General features: G+C 45.6%; 19 protein-coding genes. 8 read left to right on the top strand and 11 right to left on the bottom strand.

Going from position 1 to position 20,653, the window contains the following annotated elements; genetic code table 11:
• Positions 1–5: 5 nt before the first annotated feature.
• A complete protein-coding gene (locus tag J2X75_RS18705) occupies positions 6–383 on the bottom strand; it encodes a LysM peptidoglycan-binding domain-containing protein (protein WP_310338912.1) in 378 nt (125 codons plus the stop codon).
• Between the two features lie 308 nt (positions 384–691).
• Here J2X75_RS18705 and J2X75_RS18700 point away from each other — a divergent pair, with 308 nt between their 5' ends.
• From J2X75_RS18700 to J2X75_RS18690, 3 genes are all read left to right on the top strand, one after another.
• Positions 692–1,744: a bifunctional transcriptional activator/DNA repair enzyme AdaA gene (locus tag J2X75_RS18700; protein ID WP_310338909.1), complete on the top strand. Its 1,053-nt coding sequence runs from the start codon at positions 692–694 to the stop codon at positions 1,742–1,744.
• A 77-nt stretch (positions 1,745–1,821) separates the two neighbouring features.
• Entirely contained in the window at positions 1,822–2,595 is a 774-nt protein-coding gene (locus J2X75_RS18695) for an isocitrate lyase/PEP mutase family protein (protein ID WP_310338907.1), read from the top strand.
• A gap of 50 nt (positions 2,596–2,645) precedes the next feature.
• Positions 2,646–3,161, top strand: a complete 516-nt coding sequence (locus tag J2X75_RS18690; protein WP_310338905.1) for a hypothetical protein — start codon at positions 2,646–2,648, stop codon at positions 3,159–3,161.
• Positions 3,162–3,326: 165 nt separating this feature from the next.
• On the opposite strand, the gene J2X75_RS18685 is transcribed toward J2X75_RS18690, so the two are convergent.
• The 7 genes from J2X75_RS18685 to J2X75_RS18655 form a co-directional block, all read right to left on the bottom strand.
• On the bottom strand, positions 3,327–4,025 hold the full coding sequence (locus J2X75_RS18685; RefSeq protein ID WP_310338902.1) for a hypothetical protein: 699 nt from the start codon (positions 4,023–4,025) through the stop codon (positions 3,327–3,329).
• Positions 4,022–4,897 carry an ATP-binding cassette domain-containing protein gene (locus J2X75_RS18680; protein WP_310338899.1) on the bottom strand — a complete coding sequence of 292 codons (876 nt, stop codon included), beginning with the start codon at positions 4,895–4,897 and terminating at the stop codon, positions 4,022–4,024. Before J2X75_RS18680 ends, J2X75_RS18685 begins: the two co-directional genes overlap by 4 nt.
• Positions 4,894–5,274: a GntR family transcriptional regulator gene (locus tag J2X75_RS18675; protein WP_036611682.1), complete on the bottom strand. Its 381-nt coding sequence runs from the start codon at positions 5,272–5,274 to the stop codon at positions 4,894–4,896. Before J2X75_RS18675 ends, J2X75_RS18680 begins: the two co-directional genes overlap by 4 nt.
• A gap of 99 nt (positions 5,275–5,373) precedes the next feature.
• Positions 5,374–5,544 (bottom strand): Spo0E family sporulation regulatory protein-aspartic acid phosphatase, encoded by a 171-nt coding sequence (locus J2X75_RS18670; RefSeq protein ID WP_310338889.1) that lies wholly within the window; start codon positions 5,542–5,544, stop codon positions 5,374–5,376.
• A 239-nt stretch (positions 5,545–5,783) separates the two neighbouring features.
• The gene (locus J2X75_RS18665; protein WP_310338885.1) at positions 5,784–7,166 is read right to left on the bottom strand and encodes a transcriptional regulator; all 1,383 of its coding nucleotides are present in this window, start codon (positions 7,164–7,166) and stop codon (positions 5,784–5,786) included.
• Between the two features lie 273 nt (positions 7,167–7,439).
• Positions 7,440–8,357: an aldo/keto reductase gene (locus J2X75_RS18660; RefSeq protein WP_307541153.1), complete on the bottom strand. Its 918-nt coding sequence runs from the start codon at positions 8,355–8,357 to the stop codon at positions 7,440–7,442.
• A gap of 147 nt (positions 8,358–8,504) precedes the next feature.
• The gene (locus tag J2X75_RS18655) at positions 8,505–9,395 is read right to left on the bottom strand and encodes a diacylglycerol/lipid kinase family protein (protein WP_310339468.1); all 891 of its coding nucleotides are present in this window, start codon (positions 9,393–9,395) and stop codon (positions 8,505–8,507) included.
• A gap of 380 nt (positions 9,396–9,775) precedes the next feature.
• Here J2X75_RS18655 and J2X75_RS18650 point away from each other — a divergent pair, with 380 nt between their 5' ends.
• Positions 9,776–11,293 carry a leucine-rich repeat domain-containing protein gene (locus J2X75_RS18650; RefSeq protein ID WP_310338880.1) on the top strand — a complete coding sequence of 506 codons (1,518 nt, stop codon included), beginning with the start codon at positions 9,776–9,778 and terminating at the stop codon, positions 11,291–11,293.
• A 295-nt stretch (positions 11,294–11,588) separates the two neighbouring features.
• A complete protein-coding gene (locus tag J2X75_RS18645; protein WP_310339466.1) occupies positions 11,589–12,920 on the top strand; it encodes a glycoside hydrolase family 30 protein in 1,332 nt (443 codons plus the stop codon).
• Positions 12,921–13,054: 134 nt separating this feature from the next.
• Here J2X75_RS18645 and J2X75_RS18640 read toward each other — a convergent pair whose 3' ends face one another.
• Positions 13,055–14,017, bottom strand: a complete 963-nt coding sequence (locus J2X75_RS18640) for an endo-1,4-beta-xylanase (protein WP_091012361.1) — start codon at positions 14,015–14,017, stop codon at positions 13,055–13,057.
• Between the two features lie 262 nt (positions 14,018–14,279).
• Here J2X75_RS18640 and J2X75_RS18635 point away from each other — a divergent pair, with 262 nt between their 5' ends.
• Complete coding sequence (locus tag J2X75_RS18635; RefSeq protein ID WP_310338876.1) at positions 14,280–16,577, top strand: 5'-nucleotidase C-terminal domain-containing protein; 2,298 nt, start codon at positions 14,280–14,282, stop codon at positions 16,575–16,577.
• A gap of 164 nt (positions 16,578–16,741) precedes the next feature.
• Here J2X75_RS18635 and J2X75_RS18630 read toward each other — a convergent pair whose 3' ends face one another.
• Positions 16,742–17,026 carry a hypothetical protein gene (locus tag J2X75_RS18630; protein WP_310338872.1) on the bottom strand — a complete coding sequence of 95 codons (285 nt, stop codon included), beginning with the start codon at positions 17,024–17,026 and terminating at the stop codon, positions 16,742–16,744.
• A gap of 14 nt (positions 17,027–17,040) precedes the next feature.
• Positions 17,041–17,973, bottom strand: a complete 933-nt coding sequence (locus J2X75_RS18625; protein WP_310338869.1) for a macrolide 2'-phosphotransferase — start codon at positions 17,971–17,973, stop codon at positions 17,041–17,043.
• 432 nt (positions 17,974–18,405) lie between these two features.
• Between J2X75_RS18625 and J2X75_RS18620 the strand changes: the two genes are divergently transcribed.
• On the top strand, positions 18,406–18,762 hold the full coding sequence (locus J2X75_RS18620) for a hypothetical protein (protein ID WP_310338866.1): 357 nt from the start codon (positions 18,406–18,408) through the stop codon (positions 18,760–18,762).
• A 258-nt stretch (positions 18,763–19,020) separates the two neighbouring features.
• A complete protein-coding gene (locus J2X75_RS18615) occupies positions 19,021–20,466 on the top strand; it encodes a DEAD/DEAH box helicase (RefSeq protein WP_310338863.1) in 1,446 nt (481 codons plus the stop codon).
• Positions 20,467–20,653: the final 187 nt, after the last annotated feature.

Genomic DNA, 20,653 nt, shown 5'->3' with positions numbered 1-20,653 from the left:
TTATTTTATCGATCAAACCCTGGCAAAACTAACACTTCTCCAATCCGGATGGCGTTCTGCTCAAGTTTGTTCACTTTCTTAAGGGCTTCTACATACACACGAGTGTCCATCTGCTGAGGTTTATGTGCCAATGAAATGCCCCACAGTGTATCTCCCTGAGATACAACGATCTGGTCCCCCGATAATAATTGCTCATCCCCTGCAAATGCAGTGAATACAGCACTACACCCTATGATTATAATTAGAGTTATGATGACGATCTTCATTAGCCAGGTTGGCGTCTTCACACGCTGCATGAATTGATCTTTAACATACATGGTGCGAGACTCGGACGTTTTGGTATAAACGGATTCATAAATACTTTTGTACGTAGAATATCTCATTCCAGTCGACCTCCAGACTTTCAGTCCGCTAATCTTTAATTTCATGTTTACCCATGTATTATTTTCCTATAACAATGAATGATCAATAATTCACTTTTTCACTATATAGGTATCTTTGCCTAAGTGTCCCTGTCCTGATAGGTCTATACTACCAGTTCACTCTAAACAAATTCTGAACAACCGAATTTCAATGTTATATCCGATTTAAACTATCCAATATTCATGCCTGATTTTCGGCGATGCTTGCTGCAACGTTTTTCTATAATAGGTTATAGATAAAGATTCTAATGAGGTAAGGACGTGCCCCCATGATTTCTGCTGATCTGAAGGAACAATATTACGAGGCGCTTGTGGCCAAGGATTCGGAATACGAGGGTTTATTCTATGTTGGGGTCCGAACCACAGGTGTGTTCTGTCGTCCCACATGCCCTGCGCGAAAACCAAAATTCGAAAACTGCGAATTCTATGAGACGGCTCAGCAGGCACTTCTGGCCTCTTATCGCCCTTGCCAGCGCTGTCGCCCGCTCTCTCACCCCAACCAAGTATCCGATGTCGTTCGCATATTAGTGGAAGCTGTGGAGAAACATCCGGAGAAACGCTGGAAAGGACAGGATTTCAAAGCCCTCTCCATCGACGAATCCACTGCTCGCCGTCAGTTCAAGAAGCGGTTCGGCATGACCTTTGTCGAATATGCTCGTGCTCGCCGCATGGGACTTGCCCTGAAAAATATTCGCTCCGGCCGCACCGTTATTGATAGCCAATTAACTACTGGATATGAATCAAGCAGCGGCTTCCGCGATGCCTTTTCACGGATCATGGGTGCCGCCCCTACACAAGTCGATGAAGGATATATCCTGAAAGCGTCCTGGATTGACACCCGCCTCGGCCCAATGATGGCCATTGCAGATGAAAAGGCGCTATATTTACTGGAATTTGTGGACCGCAGAGGTCTGGAACGCGAAGTTGAGCGTCTGCGCAAACGAACCAAATCAGCGATTGTACCCGGCACTACAGCTCCCATCCAGTCCATTGAGCGTGAACTAAACGAGTACTTTCAAGGTATTCGGACAGCATTCGACACACCGTTGTTCTGTTTAGGAACACTATTCCAAAAACGTGTGTGGGAACAGCTAATGGCCATTCCGGCTGGTGAAACGAGGTCATATCAGGATATCGCAAATGCACTGGGAAAACCGACTGCTTGCCGAGCCGTGGCACAAGCAAATGGGGCCAACCAGCTTGCGATTGTGATCCCATGTCACCGTGTAATCAATGCCAGTGGTGAGCTGGGCGGATACGGCGGAGGATTAACTCGCAAAAACTGGCTTCTGACTCACGAGAAACAGGAACAGAGTAGCTGAATAACGGAATCAAGTAATGAAGTACGCATCAAATGTCCAAAGGAATGCATGATATAACAAAGGAGAGCCAACATAATATGAGTACCTTAGAGGAGAAAGCGACGTTATTCCAACAACACCATGTGAAAGGAAAACCACTTGTTCTCGTTAATGTGTGGGATGCCGGAAGCGCACAAGCCATCCAATCCACTGGAGCAACGGCCATTGCGACCGGAAGCTGGTCCGTTGCAGCGGCACACGGTGAACAAGATGGTGAAGCCATGCCATTCCATCTGGTGCTTGCCAATCTTGCACGGATTACAGCAAGCGTGGATCTGCCTGTAACGATCGATATAGAGGGAGGGTATGGGAGGTCTATGCCAGAAGTGAAAAAAAATATCCTGCAAGTCATCGACCATGGTGCTGTGGGAATCAACATGGAAGATCAACTTCCCGCTGGCTTGGGATTGTACACTGTGGAGGAGCAATGTCCGAGATTGTCCGCCGCCCGGGAAGCTGCGGAGCAAGCAGGCATACCGTTGTTCATTAACGCCCGCACAGATATTTTTCTGCAACATGCACCTGAACACCATAACCAATCTCTCCTAGAGGAAGCACTTATACGTTCGAGCCATTATGCAGATGCAGGAGCCAGTGGTCTGTTTGTACCCGGTTTGCATGATCACCAACTGATTCAGGAATTGTGTGAGCGTTCATCGCTGCCAATTAACGTTATGGTTACGTCTCCTGAGCCTACAACAAAACAGCTTGCCACACTGGGTGTAGCACGCGTAAGCTATGGACCTTATCCTTATCTGCAAGCTATGGAACACCTGAAAGAACTGGGGAGAAGTATTTTATCGGGAAATTAACTGGAGGGCATGTTATAATCACCTCTATTGAACATTTACAGGAGGCAATTATGCTTAACGTGGAACAAAAGCTTGAAGTGCTACAATCGTATCCCCAACTACAACGCAAAGATGTTTCTCTCGGTCGTGTTAATTTCCACTACGAGGATAGTGCGTATGATAAAAAGATTGTTGCTCTCCATATTCACCCTAACGGTAACGGTTATATCTATGCAGGTCTACTGCCTGACTATGAGACCGATGCTAAAGGATTCGTTAATATTCGTGATTACTCCGAAGCAGATCTGCGCACCTTGTTAGATGAAACGATCCAAGCAATGTCTCACAATCCCAACGCAGTTGAATTTAAAGAACCAGAACAAGTAAAAGCTGCTCCTGTATTGTCTACAACCTCTACGGGTGGCGGAACGTGGATTGATGAAGATGGACATACGCTGACTTTAAAATACGAAGATGACATGTGGTATGTGTATTCCGGTGTTAATCTGGATATGGCTTTTGAAACGCGTAGCGAAGCCGGCGAGTACCTCAAAGACGAAGGATTCAAACCACAAGCTCAGGCTTAAGGGATACACCTTCAGTTTAGATTGCACAAAGATTGCCGAATAGGTATATTCCGTGATTTAGGATGATACCAAAAACACGAGGCGTGGTTCGCACTCGTGTTTTTTGGTTTACAGGAAATTTCGCATAGATTTATTGCCCCGGTTCCTTTATATAACCGTTTCCTGTCAGTCTTTTTTGGATTTCATGGTTAGCGGCGCATTCTTCATCATCGGGTACGTAGATAGAAGTAGCGCACCACCAATGCATCCCAGAACGGTGAACAGTGTCATCATATTCACACTCGCAAACCACTTCATCCACTCCCCAAAATCTGCAAAGACAACGATCAGGGTGATAATTAGACCTACCCCAAAGAACATAATGAAGAAGTTACGCATCCCCAAGCGCATCCAACAAACCGTTGGGAAGATGGAAATTCCCAGTACGAGAAAGCCGCACATCAGATCGATCCACAGGTAGGATAAGAAATGATACTCGCTTGAATACAACATGCCCGGTTGATAAAGGGTTACGTCAACAATTCCTTTTTCCTGAAGCAGGTGTATGAGGAAATACCCCACATGCAGAATGACCATGGTGCCTGCAACCATCCATACCGAGTTCATATAGAAGGATTTCATGAATTGAATTCGTGTACTCCCCATACCGATCGCAACCGGAAACAGTGTGATGATTCCCCCGATTGCAAATGCACATATCCCTCCGTACATTGGGCCAAACAGTTGCGTAGAATACGAGACATCAAATATGAAGCCAATGGCCAGATATACAACGGCGAGCATTAGAGCGATGGATGAAAATATGCTCAGAAACAAACGCATATCATCGCGAATCAGTCGGTTCGTACCTTTTACTGCGTTCATGGTTTAACCCCCTCTTGATTACGGGTCCTGTTCACCAAATAATCTTGTAATGTCGCTTTCTCAATGGAAAGACCCTGCGAATGAGCGATATCCTTCCATATTTTCGAGTAGGGCTCATCAATCATTACTTTCACAGTCGATCCCATCTGGGAAGACTCTATAACTTTAACACCTGCTGTGACTCGGTTGATATCGTCAATTCCCCCTGTTAGAAGAACTCCTTTTTCGCGCATCTCTTCCATCGGTTGATTTAACAACACCTCTCCAGCTTGCAAAACGATAAGGGACTCACATAAAGGCTGAATCTCCTCAATATGATGGCTGGATATCAGAATCAGACGCGGGTTATCTTCATAACTTTCCAGTAGCGCATTGTAGAAGAACTTACGCTTCTCAGCATCGAGCCCATTGGTGGGTTCATCCAGAATGGTTATCTTTGCATTACTGGCAAGACCTAATATAATCTGGGTGGCAGTCTTCATGCCTTTCGAAAATTTAATGATTTTCTTCTTCTCCGGTAGTTCGAACACATTGATTAAACGTTCCGCCAAATCCTGATTCCACTGCGGATGAAAATACTGCCCCATTTGGACCATGTCACTAACCGTCCAGTTTTTCCCCAGGGGATGATTCTCCTGGATGTAGCACAGATGCTCTTGAGCAGCCAGATTATTATAGGGGTCTTGACCCATGATCTGAACGGTTCCACTGTCCGGGCGGTTATGCCCTGCCAGTAAACTCATCATGGTTGTTTTACCCGCTCCATTTCTTCCCCAGATTGCACTAATGATTGGCTCACTCTCATGTAGCGTAACCTGGTTCAGAACGGGCGTCTTCTGGTAGCTGTGGTTGACCTGCTCCATATGAATCATAACTCACTCTCCTTATCCTTCTTGCCGCGAATCAGATCAATAATCATGTCTTCATTCATGTGAATCCGTCTGGCTTCTTCAAGTAAAGGCTTGATGTATTCTTCATAAAAATCTTGCTTCCGTTCAACGAGCAATGCTTCTCTTGCTCCCTTTGCAACAAACATTCCAACACCTCGCTGTTTGTATATAATCCCCTTGTCCACGAGTTCCTGCAGTCCTTTGCGGGCTGTAGCCGGATTGATATTGTAGAAGCGTGATAGTTCGTTGGTTGAGGGAACCTGCTCCTCCACCTTTAATCTGCCCTCCACAATATCGTCCATAATCATCGTGGCAATCTGATGAAAAATAGGCTGAGATTCATCCAAAGTCGATTTCATGTGCCTCCAACTTTCATACGTATTCATTAGTGAGTTAGTCGGTTAGTTACTCATGTAACTAACTATAGTATACAAAGACGCAAATGTAAATAGGCGAACTTAATTCATCGCCTTTCCTACCTTGGCTCTGTTGTATTGATTAATAAGCCCGTCCAGGACTATGGATTGCTGGATCACTTCCGGATGAAGCAGACTACCGTATTCCATATGCATGCGATATAACAACTGTCTGGCATCTTCGATCCGTGATATCAAATCCAGGCGATCCATAGTATCCCTCCTTTTTGTCATATTTTAGTGTATTATGCCAATCAAAAGCGCATGTGAGATACGACATACTTATTCTTCCACTTTGATACACAAAAAAGAACACTTCTGAATAAATCAGAAGCGTTCTTTACTTTTATTAAGTTCCAAATCCATGATCAGCTGGTCTCATAATTTCGGGGTTCGGGATTTCCTTGCCTGGGACAGGTTCCGTAGCAGGGGCTACGATGAATACAACGATACTACAGGTAGCTATCAGCAAAGCCAACTTTCTCTTCATTGAGTTTCTGCACCTCACTAATTATCATTTTGTATTGCTGTTTCGCCGTCTCAGATGCAAATTCCCGGTATTGCTCAAACAGTCCGACACCTCTAAGCATACCTCGTCCACTACTAATTTCAATAGAAAATTTTAAACTATCCAGCACAAATTCTATACCTAAATGATACTCGTCTTTCTTTAGATAATATGCGCCCAAGTCTGCTAAAAGTCGTAAATATCGATCATCCGTAACTTGTCTGCTTACTTTACCAATTCGGTTACTCTGTTCCTGATAAGTGAAGTAGGATTCATACTGTTTGAGTACATGATCAATATCCTTATCATAGCAATTAGCCGCCGTTACAATATCACAAAGCGCTGGGAATATCTCATTTTCCTTCGTCGAGATATACGCCAGGTAATCTGGTAATACCTCAAACTGTCCACCCATTAAATGATATATATATCGATTAGCTTCAGCCCATTCTTGAAACTGATTCATAACTACGATTTCATCTTTATCCGGGTTCCTCACCCAGCGATTATCCGAATATAAAGAAACATATTTAAGTGCCCCAGTGTAGTCCTTCAAATGATAACAGGCACTTCCTGCAGCTAGATCGGAGTATAGAATATAGAAAACAATCGGTCTTTTGGTCTCTTCTTGTTTCCGTCGGCCATTCATCTCATAATGGATGACCGCTTTTACTTTCAATTTTTCAGATAACTCCTGAACCTTGTCCCATCTATGCAATGCTCCAAAAGCATTAATCAGTTCGTTAAGCGCATCCAACTGGTAGCGTTCATCCAGCCGATCCACATAATATTCGAACCGAGATGCAATAATCAGATTCCGGTGCTGATCATTGGTCAGTCCCAACCGGAACAGTCGATACTGACAGAGTGCAAGCCGCTCGGAATGTTGCATTTTCTCGCTTTCAGCAATGTTTTCATATAGAAGAGTGGCCGGTTTGAATTTACCCGCTTGGTAGAATTCTTCAGCCACATCAAATAACAAAGGAATATAGGATAGATTATCCATCATCAGACGAATAACCTCTTCAATACAGTCCAACTTGTCCAACTCGGCACAGCGATGAAGGAAAGGTCCCAGTCTTCGCCAGTCCGGGGTCGCGTGTACAAAACACTCGTCTATGTATAACTCATAGAAGTAACCTTCTTCCAGTCTCATGGCGGAAGTAATCCGATCCAACTGCTGCATGGCAATAGGCCGATTTTTATTCAAAATGTTGCTGAGCGTACCCGAATTAATCCCTGACGTTTCCGAAAAATGACTAATGGACATCTGTTCACGCTTCAGATAACTTTCCAAGTGATCGCGTATCGTGGTTGTCGACTCCAAACGAACACCACCCTCCAAAATAAAAAACATAAACGGGATTATCGGTATGCAAATGTAATTATATGTAATTAGAAAGTATCGGTCAATATAATAATTTCAACTAATTTGTATTAATTACATTTTAATCCTTTAATTGAAACACAGATCTCTATCTTTATTTTATATCGAAAACGCTCCTCACATCAAACCTGAAAATAGACAAAAAACACGAGCCATCCACGGGCTCGTGTTCTCAACTGACTCAGCAGTCAGCATGCTCACTATAACTTGGATTTAAGGCAGTATATTACCTGCCGCACGATAAATTTCATACCACTCTGGACGAGTGAGATGAACATCTCCTGCTTTCACACAGTCTTGCAGACGTTCAATATTCATTGTGCCTGTCACAGGCTGCATATGCGCAGGGTGACGAAGCAACCAAGCGATTGCAATCGTTGTATTGCTCACGTTATACTTCGCAGCAATCTCATCAATCTTTGCATTCAATTCCGGGAACTTGTCGCTGCCCAGGAATACACCTTCGAAGAATCCGTACTGGAACGGAGACCATGGTTGAATGGTGATATCATGCAAACGACAATAATCAAGGATACTGCCGTCACGGTTAACCGCAGCGTCGTTCTCCATGTTCACGTTGATTCCACTGTCAATCATCGTGGTATTGGTAATACTCATCTGCAACTGGTTGGCTACCAGTGGCTGTTTCACGTATTTTTTCAACAATTCGATCTGGTTCGGATTCTGGTTGGACACCCCGAAGTGACGCACTTTGCCTTCGCGCTCCAGTTGATCAAAGGCTTCAGCCACTTCCTCTGGCTCAACCAATGCATCAGGACGGTGCAGAAGTAGAACGTCAAGATATTCCGTCTTCAAACGTTGCAGGATGCCATCGACTGAATTCAGGATGTGCTCTTTGGAGAAATCAAACATGCCTTTGCGAATACCGCATTTGGATTGAAGAATCATATTTTCACGAACTTGGGGATTCATCTGTACCGCTTCGGCGAAGATCTCCTCACATGTTCCTGTACCATAAATGTCGGCATGGTCAAAGAAATTTGCGCCAACCTCCATTGCAGAACGAACAAAATGTTCGGCTTCCTTACCGTCTAGTGAATTAATCCGCATGCAGCCCACCGCGACTACAGGTACTTCTAGTGCACTGCTGCCCAATTTAATCGTTCTCAAGATGTTTTCCCTCCATATTCGAATATTATCGTGTATCTTACCTTTGATTGTGACATATATCTGCAATCGGTTTCAATAGCTTTATCCTACATTCATATGGAGAAATGATAGGTTCTTCATTCCAGCCTATAGATCCAAAAGAATAAATTATACTTCTTCCGGTATGATAACCTCAATGTGCCTTGGCAGGACACCGATATGAATCGGTAGGGCAGGACCTTCTTCCCCATCTACATTGGTGCGAATGACTTCGTCTGAGCAAACATGAACTTCTCTGGCTGTAAAATAGTCAACGTCCTTATGGTCTTTCAGACTACCAAAGAAAAGGGAAGTGCCAAGCGTCAGACTGTTGAACACACTAATATTACGAACAACAAAACAATGTATCAGACCATCGTCCACCTCTGCATCCGGGGACAACTTCTCGAATCCTCCGACCGAGTTGGTCAGCGCCGCCAGAAAAAGTGGCGATTCCCCCTCCCAGAACTGTCCGTCATATTCGATGGTTAGATGATTGGCTGGTGTATTCACCAGTTCTTTCAAGCCTTCTTTGAGATATGCGAATGATCCCAACTTCGACTTCTCTTCCGAGGATACGGAGAACAAAGCTTCTGCCAAAGAACCCGCAGCCACAACGTTGGCAAACAGGCGATCATTGATTTTCCCCAAATCCACGATATGGGTCTGATTCGAACGTAACTGCCTAATGGCTTCTTCCGGGTCAAGCGAGATATTCAGCGCACGTGCAAAATCATTCACCGTACCTAGCGGTATAACGCCTAATCGGGGACGATGATCCTGATCCATCATGCCGTTAATCGTCTCATGCAGTGTACCGTCGCCTCCGATGGAGATGACCAGATCACAGCCGTCTTTGCAGGCGCTCAGACAGTAGTTGGTGGCATCACCTTCCCCAGCCGTCTCATTAACAACCACCTCATACTGCTGTGACTCCAGAATTTCTCTGACTTGGGACACATACTGCTCGGCCTCTTCCTTACCTGACGATGGATTACTAATGATCATGGCTTGACGCATACTCACATCTTCCCCTCCAAAATGGCATCTTTACTTCATCTTTACCCGTTTCAAGGGTGGGTTGAATAGGGTCTGCGGGAGATGTTCTATTTTTTTTGATAAACATGTCTCTGAAGAGTGCAGAGCAGGGTTTGTTTCATATAGAATAGAAGTAGAGAAATACCCATCACGAAATTTCTTGTTCCTTTTTCCTGTTGACGGGTTAATAACTATAGATGTGCTTTGAGCCGAACCTACATATGTGAAACTCTTCAATTCACACTGAACACTCCGTGGGCAGAACAACCTTCCGGTTGCTGTTATCGTGTAAATACTATACTTATCTAACTCAATCTGTTCGGATTATTTTATAATTCTAAAAATCGGAGGGAATGCATGCAATGAGAAGAATGACGCTACTATTTCTAGTATTCATCCTGAGTCTCGGGGCATCGGGGCAAGCCATGGCTTACACAACTACGGACTTGGGCGAGGGAATCATTGAAGATCCCGCTTTGGAGGACGGACTGAAGTTAATCCTGAACAAACCTCTGGATGTTCCATTAACTTCAACGGATCTGGAGCAGCTTGAGGTGGTGGATCTGAGCAATGCAGGTATTCACAGCCTCTCCGGTCTCGAATATGCAACCAATCTGACTCACCTCCGATTATATGGAAATGAGATTGAGGATCTCACACCGCTGGAGCACCTAACCCAGCTTCGGGAAATCGATGTTCGCAATAATTACATTACATCCATAGACGCACTTACTGAATTGAAAGACTTGGGACGGCTATATATCAGCAACAATTCCATTTCTTCCATAGAGGTTGTACGTGGATTCAACCGATTACATACGTTCCACGCCAGCGGTAACCAGATTGCCAGTCTTGCGGCTCTCTCGGATGCGGATGCACTGAAGTGGCTTGAGATCTCGAACAATACGATTAACGATCTGACACCACTCATGGGTAAAACCCGGCTCCAACAACTCAATGTAGCAAACAACCAGGTTCAGACGCTGGACGTACTGGCTGAACTGCCAAATACACTGCGGAATCTGAATGTGGCAGGCAACCAAATCACGGATCTGACACCACTGGAGCACATGACACGCCTTCGGACACTTGATATCTCTGGTAACCAAGTACAGCATCTCAAGGGGCTTGAGGGGCTGACTGGGCTAACAGAGCTGAATGCAGAATCCAATCAGATCTATGATCTGGAACCTTTACGGCAGCTTTCCAGCCTGGACGTATTAAAATTATCCAACAACCGGGTGTGGGATCTGACACCAATCGCAGGTTTTACGTTTACCCGTGATCAGTCAGCGACAAACGCTATACAGGATATCTCGGCGTCTACCTCGTTATCGTCCGGTATTCAGACTTCCGTCTCAGAGGTTGAGCCTGCCGGACTCACGGTGCAGAACAATTATCTGGATGTTGTGAGTGGCAGTCATACGATGCAGCTTATGAACCGGATGAATGTGCGGGAGCAGAAACGAACGCCGCAGGGTAGCTTCCAGCGTCTGATTGAAGGGTCTACCACCGCCTATGTCGGGGACCGTGCTTATGCACTGGATGCTGCACCTTTTATCGATGAAGGCCGGACCTATGTGCCTCTGCGTTTTGTCTCGGAGCAGTTAAATGCCAGTGTGAACTGGAACAGCGGTACGCGGGAAGCTGTGATCACACAGAATGACAAGACCATCCGCTGGAGCGTGGGCAACAAACAAGTTGTTGTGGATGATACGCTTGCGATCAATGATGCTCCTCTTCTGATGAAAAATGGTAAAGCTTTTGTACCGGTACGCTTCATCTCGGAGCAATTCAATACGACGGTTGCATATATCGGAAGCAGCAAAACGATTCTGATTTTTGAAAATAAACAGCTTGGTGAGACTGTACAGCCTTAAGAAAAACATAGCGAAAGTCCCCGTCTGAACAATCAGCGGGGATTTTGTTGTGTTATGGCTGTTGTGTTATGGCTGTTGTGTTATGACATTGGATAATGGTATATGGACATCGCCGATTACAAGCAAATACAGCATACGATCTGTCCGTGCGGAAACAAACTCGTGATGCTTTATCTTGGATTAGGGTAAATTTCACACGGTTTAGCACATCTTCTTTTACCGCGGCAGTTGTTATACTGAACGTAATATATATGACAACTGAGGTTCAATCGAGGAGGAAATTCGCATGACACTAATGCTCACTGGTTATTCCACAACCCAAGACAACCCGTGGAGAGAGCTATCTTTTTTGCCGACAAATGAAAGCGCTAACTTAAAACTGACGGGTGAACAGCACCAGCTTGTGGAAGGGTTTGGTGGCTGTTTTAACGAGCTTGGTTATATTGCTTTGTCCCACTTGAATGAGGAGCAGCGCCATGAGGTATTTCACTCTCTCTTCCATCCAGAGGGTGAGCACAAGTTTAACATCTGTCGCCTGCCCATCGGCGCAAGTGATTATGCAGAGCAGTGGTATAGTCACAACGAAGTGGACGGCGACGTGGCCATGGAACATTTTTCGATCAAACGTGATTTCAAATATCTGATTCCTTACATCAAGGAAGCTCTGAGTTATAACCCAAACCTGCAATTCTTCGCCTCGCCATGGAGTCCGCCAACGTGGATGAAGTCACCCAAAGCCTATAACTATGGGACACTGCGCTGGGAGAAAGATATTCTGGAGGCCTACGCCCTGTATTTTGTAAAATTTGTACAGGCTTACCGTGACGCAGGCATTACCATCCATCAGGTGCATGTGCAGAACGAAGTGATTGCAGATCAGAAATTCCCTTCTTGCATGTGGACAGGCGAGCAGCTTCGTGAGTTTATCGCCGATTATCTGGGCCCGGCTTTTGACCAACACGGCCTGGATACGGAAATCTGGCTGGGGACAATCAACGCTCCTGACCCATGGGAGGAATTAATCAAGAAAAAAACAAATGACTTCGACGAGTATGCCGGGCTTGTCCTGAGTGATCCAAAGGCCTATTCCTATATCAAAGGTGTTGGGTATCAATGGGCAGGCAAAAATGCCATTCAACGTACCTCAGCGAGTTATCCGGAGCTGCGTTATATGCAAACCGAGAACGAATGCGGTGATGGCAGCAACTCATGGAACTACGCCAAATATGTATATAACCTCTACCAGCATTACTTCAGCAACGGAGTGAACGCGTACATCTACTGGAACATGGTTCTGGAACCCAAAGGCCGCAGCACATGGGGCTGGGAGCAGAACTCCATGATCACTGTAGATCCGGACAATAAGGAGGTTACTCGAAACCCGGAGTATTATGTGATGAAACACTTCGCTCATCATATTGTTCCTGGTGCTCGAAGAGTCGGCTTGTCTGGCGCCTGGAGCGGTAAATCCGTCGCTTTCCGCAACCCGGATAACAGTCTCATCATTGTCATTAATAATCCATTCCAGGACCGTCGTGACCTGTATCTAACCCTTGAAGAAGGACAGACCCTACACATGGAACTGGAAGCCGATTCATTCAACAGCATGGTTATCCAACCGCAATAACGAATTCAACACATCGTTACAAGTGCAGACATCAATAGCGCCATGTTCCCATACTGATCATGTGGAACAGGCGCTATTTGGTGTTATATAATCAACCGATTTACATGGAAGCTCAGACTCGTCAATACGTAAACTTAAGGATTGTTCGCCAGGTAATTTCTCAACCATTGCATAGCCGGACGTTCTGTACCGTTGCTATTGACCAAGTGGGAGCCAGCCTGCCAGGTTTGATTCTGGTTGTAACCCCACAGCGTCACACCTTTAACAGCAGAGTGTTTCCACAGCACAGGGAATTTCTGCTGATAACGTTGCAACTGCGTATTGTCATCACCTGTCATATCCAGCTCGGATACATAGATTGGCAATCCAGTCGCTGCAAGCTTGTTCAATACCGTGTTCATCGTACTTACAGAGACATTGTCCATATTGAAGTAATGCGCTTGAATTCCAATACCATCGACTAAACCTCTGTTCTTCAGAAGGTTGATAATCTGGATATATTGGTCCGCTTTGGCCGGATCACCGATAATTCCATATTCGTTGATTAACAATTTGGAGTTAGGGAAGGCTTGTCTCGCCTGTTGGAATGACCAGATAACCCAGTCCCAACCCGTTGCCCCATCTCCACCAATGGCATTGCGGTAGGATGGTTTTGCATGCAGAGGTTCATTCACCACATCAACGAAGGCAGACTTCGAATACCGCTGTCCTGCGGCTTTAATCCATTGGGTCACTTCAGCCTTCTGATCTGCGGCTGAGAGACTGTTAATCCAATTCGGCTGTTGATTTCCCCATACGAGCGTATGGAATTTGAACGGAAATCCATTGTTGTTAGCATAGTTGTACGCCATGTCCGCCTGGCCCCAATTCATTACGTTGCGTGTGCCTTCGATAGCATCCCACTTGGTTGAGTTCTCTGGAGTTACCTGATTCCAATATGGGCTAAAATTCGAAGGAACCTGGTTGGCAATAATATTGCCCAGAAATTTGCTACCTTTCGCCAAACCAGCACTCACACTACCAACCGCAACAGAAGCAGCGAGAATCCCTACCAATGCCAGTGAGCCGACTGTTTTGAACCACTTAGACTTAATCAATGATTTTCCTCCTTAGTATTCATTTTTTTGTTAAGCGCTTACAAACATCATTTTACTGGATAATTTTGGTTTTTAACACCTGTCAAATTATAGTATTTTATTGTAGAAAAATATAATTTAGTGATTTTTCTGAAGCTTTTTATAGATTCTCACTCTTAAATCCAACATAACTCTTACATTGGAGTTTACATTCACCACATGTTTATCTAGTATAAAATGATACATATCTTTACATACACTAGATAACAAGGGAGATTACAACATGCGCAAAATTTCAACGAAACGTTTCGCCGGATGGCCCTTATCATTCCTCTTATGTGCCTCCATTTTGTTCGCCCCTTTTGCTTCCACTCCGGTTCAGGCTGCTGAGGCAGACAAGGAGACCAAGATTACGTTGCTGGGTACATCGGATATACATGGTCGATTTATGCCGTGGGACTACGCTCTGGACGGTCCAAATCCAACTGGTAGCATGACACAGCTCTACACGATTGTGAAAAAAGTTCGTGCGGAGAATCCCAATACGATCCTGTTGGATGCAGGAGACATGATTCAGGATAACTCGGCTGAGTTGTTCAATGATCAACCTCAATCTCCCATGATGGTTGCAATGAACGAAATGAAATATGACGCATGGGTTATGGGTAACCATGAGTTTAACTTTGGGCTGGACGTACTGGAGAAGATCTCTTCCCAATTCAATGGACAACCTCTCGTGGGTAACATTTTCAAAGAAAACGGCGACCGCTACATGCCTGCCTATACGATTATTGAGAAAGACGGAATCAAAGTGGGTGTTATCGGAATGAACACACCTATGATTACCGAGTTTGAAAAAGGGACGGATCATCTGGATGGCATCATCGTCAAAGATCCTGTGGAAGAGACCAAGAAGGCCGTTGCTGAGCTGAAAGGCAAAGTCGATGTCATGGTTGGACTCATGCATATGGGCCTGGACAACGAGAACGGAAATCCGGGAACCGGAGTGACGGATATCGCCAACGCCAACCCGGAGCTGGCTGCCATTTTTGCCGGACACATGCATACCTTGATTGAATCCCAAACGGTTAACGGCGTATTGATTTCCGAACCGAATAAATATGGCTCACATATCTCTCGAATTGACCTTACATTTGAAAAAGACGGCGACAAAGTTGTGCTGAAAAGCAAGGAAGCTCAAGCTCTCGCTGTGAAAGCAGCAGATGGAACATATGAAGTCTCTGATCCTGCGTTGGAAGAGACCTTGCACCCGTTCCACGAGTTCGCTCGTGCCGATGCCAACATTGAAGTGGCTGAACTGAAAGGCACGAACCTGGTCCCTGCTGATGAGATTAAGGGTATCCCTGCTGTGCAGATCCAGGAGACTCCACTCTCAGACTTCTTCACCGAAGTCATGCTGCATTATAGCGATGCCGATGTGGTCGCGCACCAGATAGATAACGACAAGGCCAAACTGGATGTAGGCCCGATCAAGAAGAAGGATATTGCGTTCAACTACCAGTACACCTTCGGTGAAGTAACCGTGTATGAAGTGACCGGACGTGATTTGATGGATTACATGGAGTGGTCTGCGGGGTACTTCAACTCTACACGCCCTGGTGATGTGACCATTAGTTTCGATCCGAAACGACGTGCTTCCAAATACAGCACCGATGATTTCTTCGGCGGCGTGACGTATGAGATTGACCTGACCAAACCATACGGCAGTCGGATTACAAATCTCAAGTACAGTAACGGTACGACAGTAAAAGAAGACGATACGTTGAAACTTGGCCTGAACGCCTATCGAATGGAAGCCCTGATTGCCAAAGGTGGCGCCATGGAAGGGCGTAAGTTCAAGCAGCTCTGGTCCTCCAAGGATGCCTCGGCATTTGGCGAGATCCAGGGTACGATTCGTAACCTGTCCATCGCCTATCTGAAAGATGTCATGAAGGGTGTCTACGAACCGAAGATTCAGCACAACTGGAAAATCACCGGCGTAGACCTGACTGCACCAGAACGTGCAGATGTGGTGGAGTTAATTAACGATGGCATCATGTCTGTGCCAACAACGGAAGATGGCAAATACACCAATATTGCCTCCATTAACATTTTGGATACAGTGACTCAAGAAGAGATTGATACGCTATCTGCCAAAGCAGGTGTGAGTGCAGCACAATTCGCAGGCGTGAAAACCAAGGGAGCGTTCTATCAACAGTTGAACAAGGCTCGCAAAGTGGCAGCAGGTGGCGATGGTGGTACGACAACACCTACACCTGAGAAACCGACAACACCAACAGTATCTAAACCGACACCGACTCCAGGCACGTCGAAACCTGGCAAACCATCAACACCAAACACTGGTAAGCCGGGTAGCGTCACCAAGGGTAAACAAGCCAAGGTTACAGCGGCTTACCTGAACGTACGCGCTGGCGCTTCATCCAAAGCGAAGGTCGTTGCTGCGTTACCTAAAGGCACCCTGCTTGATGTAATTAGCACAGACAAGTATGGTTGGGTAAAAGTGAAGCTGGATGGACGTGTAGCATTTGTATACGGAAAATATGTGAGCATTTTGAAATAGGCATAATCGTTACGCATCGCGCTTAACGAAAAAGAAAAAGGGCGATTCTCCCATGGAAATCATGGTCGGGATCGCCCTTTGCTATGTTAACAAGCAGTTACCGATACTGCAGCAACTCCCCTCGTGAATAAAGCCCTCTAGCTTTCTGACAAGTTCTTGATCTTCTAAATAAAAGAGTCCAGCTGTATGCCATTGGTTTCTTCTGTAAATTCACGCAGCTCCTCAGAATCCCCCTCATATGCATTAAACACGTAGTCTCCATCAACAATATAGTACGTGCCATAACGTGTAAACGAATAACCGCCACTTTGCTCAGGGCTAGATCCCTTTTTGACCGTTGTAACGATTCTTGTTCCTGGTTTGAGATCTGGCTCCATCCCTGCAAAGTCAGCATTGTAAAAGAGAAACGTATCCTTTTCTACATCCTCACCTGTTACAACCTTATCCACCTTCACTGGAGCACCTAATCCCGCCTCACATCCCAGTTTGCCAGCATGCCTCTCGCCATTTCCATCGTCGACTCTTCCCCTGTGGTTAGAGCAAATTTGGCAACCAGTGCCGGGTAAGCAGCCCATTGTTCCCGAATATGCTCAAACATCTGAGACCATGTCCTTCCCCCTGCCTTCTCGTATCGCTTCAGCAGATCGCGCAGTCCATCATCTTGGAAAAGTCCATAAAGGATTACAAAATCCTTACCCGGATCAGCGATCTCCGCTTCCGTCCAGTCGATGAGTCCGGTTACCCGCTGTGTATCATCGACAATGATATGCGGTGGGTGCAGATCACCGTGATTAAACGTCGAGTGCTTCGGCCAATAGCTACCTACAGACAGCCACACCGTCCAGCGTTCCGCCAGTTGGTCCGGTACCGTAAAATTCTTTTTAATCTCCTCTATATTGGCTGCAAATTCTTTGCGAGCTTCCATAGGCGTCTTGATCCGAACTCCGCCCTTGGCCGCCTCCTCAGGATCAATGTTGTGCAATGCGGCAAGTGTAGCAGCCAGTGAATCCAGGAACTCGTCAGACAAGGTCTCCTGCGGGAAACGCCACGCATATCCTGCGCCAGCAGGATCTACCACTGCAATCGGGTCGCCATCCAATAGTGGATAAGCGATAAGTTCGGGCGTGCAGATTCGCCAGTCCGGCACCTGTGCCGGAATACTCCCCCGGACAACATCCAGTACTCTACGTTCATTCTCGGCACGCCCCCATACGTCTTTACGCCGCGGCTGACGCAGAACCCACTTTTGTCCACTTATATCAGTGGCGAAGGCTACCCGGAAGTCCATCCCGGACTCATTGATTTCCATCGATTCCTTGCGGATTTGAAGCCCATTTTGTTCAGCCAGCAACCATATTCCCTGTGTGAAATCCACTTGTTCATTTGACTTTGTCATATCCAAACCTCCCCTTTTCCTTGGAAAAATAAAAAACACAGACATTCATGCCTGTGCATTCGATCTCGGAATAGGGCTATACCTATTTTTGTGCATCCCCGTAGTAGTACATTAAAGAACCACTCTTATGCAAGAGTGTCCACTACAAATAACGGCATACGTGTAAACAGGCAAACTTCTCCCGATGATCTGCACACAGGCAGTGAAACAGCAAGCGCAAGCAAACGTTCCGCTACTATCTCAATCGAAAAAAATTTACCACACGTATCCCTCCGTTCAGTAAGTTAACTATATGCTAACATATTCCAATTTTCAGTACCAGACTGAATCGAATGATTTTGGTTCTTTTTTATTGATATATAGGAACTTCGTCGCCTCAGGTAACGTCCATATTTATAGATGTATTAAAAAGGATGAGAGGTGAGTAACCCGATGTCCATTGTACGAAGGTTATCCTTATTACCAGTCATCATGCTCTTGTTCACTCTTGGATGCACAGAGAAGTCCGTAGAACAAGTGAAAGAGAAGCCACATGTACGAGGAATTATTAAGGATTTTGAGGAAGAAAGAGGTCAGGTACTCATAGAGAATAAAGAAGATGGAGGTGTTGAATCAGGACCGATTTGGATTTCGCTCAGCAAGAACGCCGAACTCATCATCGAAGGACAGACTGTCACCGTCTCTTTGGATGAGACACTCGTTGGTCGAAGTGCAGAAGTGTGGATCAATGGAGTTATAGCTCAATCTTACCCTCCCCAAACCAAGGCTGTGAAGATGGTCATTCATTAATACCAAGCAAAATATGCCGATACATTTCGTTTCACGTGGAGCGTTATGATACACATTTCAGAAATTTAGAGTATTCGCCTACGAATAGCAACGGGTGGTTGCTCCCTCAAATCAGAAATCATGAAAACAATTTACACACTCGAAGCATTTACTCCGTTAGCCTGCCTGCATATAGAGTATAATGAAGAGGTATACGATAAATGTACGGTGCAATGCTTGTATGTAGAGTATTCAAAACTAACGCAAAAGAGGTAAACAATGAGCGAGCAACAATTTAAAGATTATGGACTTGGTGAAGAGATCGTAAAAGCACTGGACAGTCTGGGCTATGAGACACCAACCGAGGTACAAACCAAAGTTATTCCTGTAGCACTGGAAAACCAGGATCTTGTGGTCAAATCACAGACAGGCAGTGGTAAAACAGCCGCCTACGGCATTCCGCTCTGCGAGCTGGTGGATTGGAATGAGAATAAGCCACAGGCTTTGATTCTTACACCAACCCGGGAACTGGCTTTGCAGGTTAACGAAGATATTACGAATATCGGGCGCTTTAAGCGTATTAAAGCAACCGCACTATACGGGCAGTCCCCTTTTCATATCCAAAAAGCGGAGTTAAAACAAAGAACCCACGTGGCTGTTGGTACACCAGGCCGGGTACTGGATCATATCGAACGCGGCACGCTGCCACTCGAACGGATTGCCTATCTCGTTATTGACGAGGCCGATGAGATGTTGAATATGGGCTTTATTGAGACGGTACAGTCCATCATCCAGAAACTGCCGCAGGAGCGCGTAACGATGTTGTTCTCCGCTACGTTCCCTGAAGATGTAGCCAAGCTGTCACGCAAATACATGAACAAGCCGGTGGAGATCGAGATCAAAGCAAGTGGACTGACCACAGCCACCATCGAACATGCTGTGATTCATGTGCCAGAAGTGAACAAAACCGCGCTGCTTCAGGACTTGTTCATTGTGGAAAATCCGGATAGCTGCATCGTGTTCTGCCGTACGCAGGAGAATGTGGATAAACTGTTCCGGGTCATGGCTGACCTTGACTATCCAGCAGATCGTATCCATGGTGGCATGGAGCAGGATGAGCGGATCGAAGTCATGAACGCCTTCAGACGGGGACAATTCCGTTATCTGATCGCGACGGATGTAGCCGCACGTGGTATTGATATCACCAATATTACTCATGTCATCAACTACGATATTCCTTTGGAAAAAGAGGGATATGTTCACCGCACAGGCCGTACGGGTCGCGCAGGCAAAACAGGCAAAGCCATTACGTTGATTACACCGAAAGATGGCCGACGGCTGGCCGAGATTGAATCCTATATCGGTTTCGAAATCCCTGTCGTGAAAGCTCCTTCCGAGGAAGCTGTAGATCGCCGTAGAGAAGATTTTGAGAAGCGATTGAAGATCGTTCCTGAACGTAAAAAGGACAAGCGCGAACAGTTGAACCAACAGATCATGAAGCTGAACTTCAACGGAGGCAAGAAGAAGAAACTTCGTGCCGTAGACTTTGTAGGTACCATCGCCAAGCTTGAAGGGGTGACGGCTGACGACATCGGGATCATTACCATTCAAGACAATGTAACAGATGTGGAAATTCTGAATGGCAAAGGCCCACTCGTATTAGAGCTTATGCAGAATACAACGATCAAAAAGATGCAGCTCAAGGTCCGTAAAGGTCATAAATAAGTTTGGTAAATGTCGCACTGCCTTCCTAAACGCTTTAAACAAGACAAGCAGACCTGCTAACATGAAGTTATGACAGGTCTGCTTGTCGTTATTAGATTGTATTTATTGCAATAAAGAATCATTCGAGTTTACCCATCAACCGATACGTTGGAACGCTTACAAGTAGGGCAAAATGACTGACAGCGGA

The organism is Paenibacillus sp. 2003 (assembly GCF_031455635.1).
In the GTDB taxonomy this organism is placed as follows: domain Bacteria; phylum Bacillota; class Bacilli; order Paenibacillales; family Paenibacillaceae; genus Paenibacillus; species Paenibacillus amylolyticus_B.
The sequence above is the reverse complement of the archived record's forward strand: the minus strand, read 5'-3'. Positions and strand labels throughout refer to the sequence as shown.

What these genes read in the sequence shown, in the direction of transcription:
- J2X75_RS18705 (WP_310338912.1), bottom strand. Translation starts at nt 383, where the DNA reads ATGAGATATTCTACGTACAAAAGTATTTATGAATCCGTTTATACCAAA.
- J2X75_RS18700 (WP_310338909.1), top strand. Translation starts at nt 692, where the DNA reads ATGATTTCTGCTGATCTGAAGGAACAATATTACGAGGCGCTTGTGGCC.
- J2X75_RS18695 (WP_310338907.1), top strand. Translation starts at nt 1,822, where the DNA reads ATGAGTACCTTAGAGGAGAAAGCGACGTTATTCCAACAACACCATGTG.
- J2X75_RS18690 (WP_310338905.1), top strand. Translation starts at nt 2,646, where the DNA reads ATGCTTAACGTGGAACAAAAGCTTGAAGTGCTACAATCGTATCCCCAA.
- J2X75_RS18685 (WP_310338902.1), bottom strand. Translation starts at nt 4,025, where the DNA reads ATGAACGCAGTAAAAGGTACGAACCGACTGATTCGCGATGATATGCGT.
- J2X75_RS18680 (WP_310338899.1), bottom strand. Translation starts at nt 4,897, where the DNA reads ATGATTCATATGGAGCAGGTCAACCACAGCTACCAGAAGACGCCCGTT.
- J2X75_RS18675 (WP_036611682.1), bottom strand. Translation starts at nt 5,274, where the DNA reads ATGAAATCGACTTTGGATGAATCTCAGCCTATTTTTCATCAGATTGCC.
- J2X75_RS18670 (WP_310338889.1), bottom strand. Translation starts at nt 5,544, where the DNA reads ATGGATCGCCTGGATTTGATATCACGGATCGAAGATGCCAGACAGTTG.
- J2X75_RS18655 (WP_310339468.1), bottom strand. Translation starts at nt 9,395, where the DNA reads ATGCGTCAAGCCATGATCATTAGTAATCCATCGTCAGGTAAGGAAGAG.
- J2X75_RS18650 (WP_310338880.1), top strand. Translation starts at nt 9,776, where the DNA reads ATGAGAAGAATGACGCTACTATTTCTAGTATTCATCCTGAGTCTCGGG.
- J2X75_RS18645 (WP_310339466.1), top strand. Translation starts at nt 11,589, where the DNA reads ATGCTCACTGGTTATTCCACAACCCAAGACAACCCGTGGAGAGAGCTA.
- J2X75_RS18635 (WP_310338876.1), top strand. Translation starts at nt 14,280, where the DNA reads ATGCGCAAAATTTCAACGAAACGTTTCGCCGGATGGCCCTTATCATTC.
- J2X75_RS18625 (WP_310338869.1), bottom strand. Translation starts at nt 17,973, where the DNA reads ATGACAAAGTCAAATGAACAAGTGGATTTCACACAGGGAATATGGTTG.
- J2X75_RS18620 (WP_310338866.1), top strand. Translation starts at nt 18,406, where the DNA reads ATGTCCATTGTACGAAGGTTATCCTTATTACCAGTCATCATGCTCTTG.
- J2X75_RS18615 (WP_310338863.1), top strand. Translation starts at nt 19,021, where the DNA reads ATGAGCGAGCAACAATTTAAAGATTATGGACTTGGTGAAGAGATCGTA.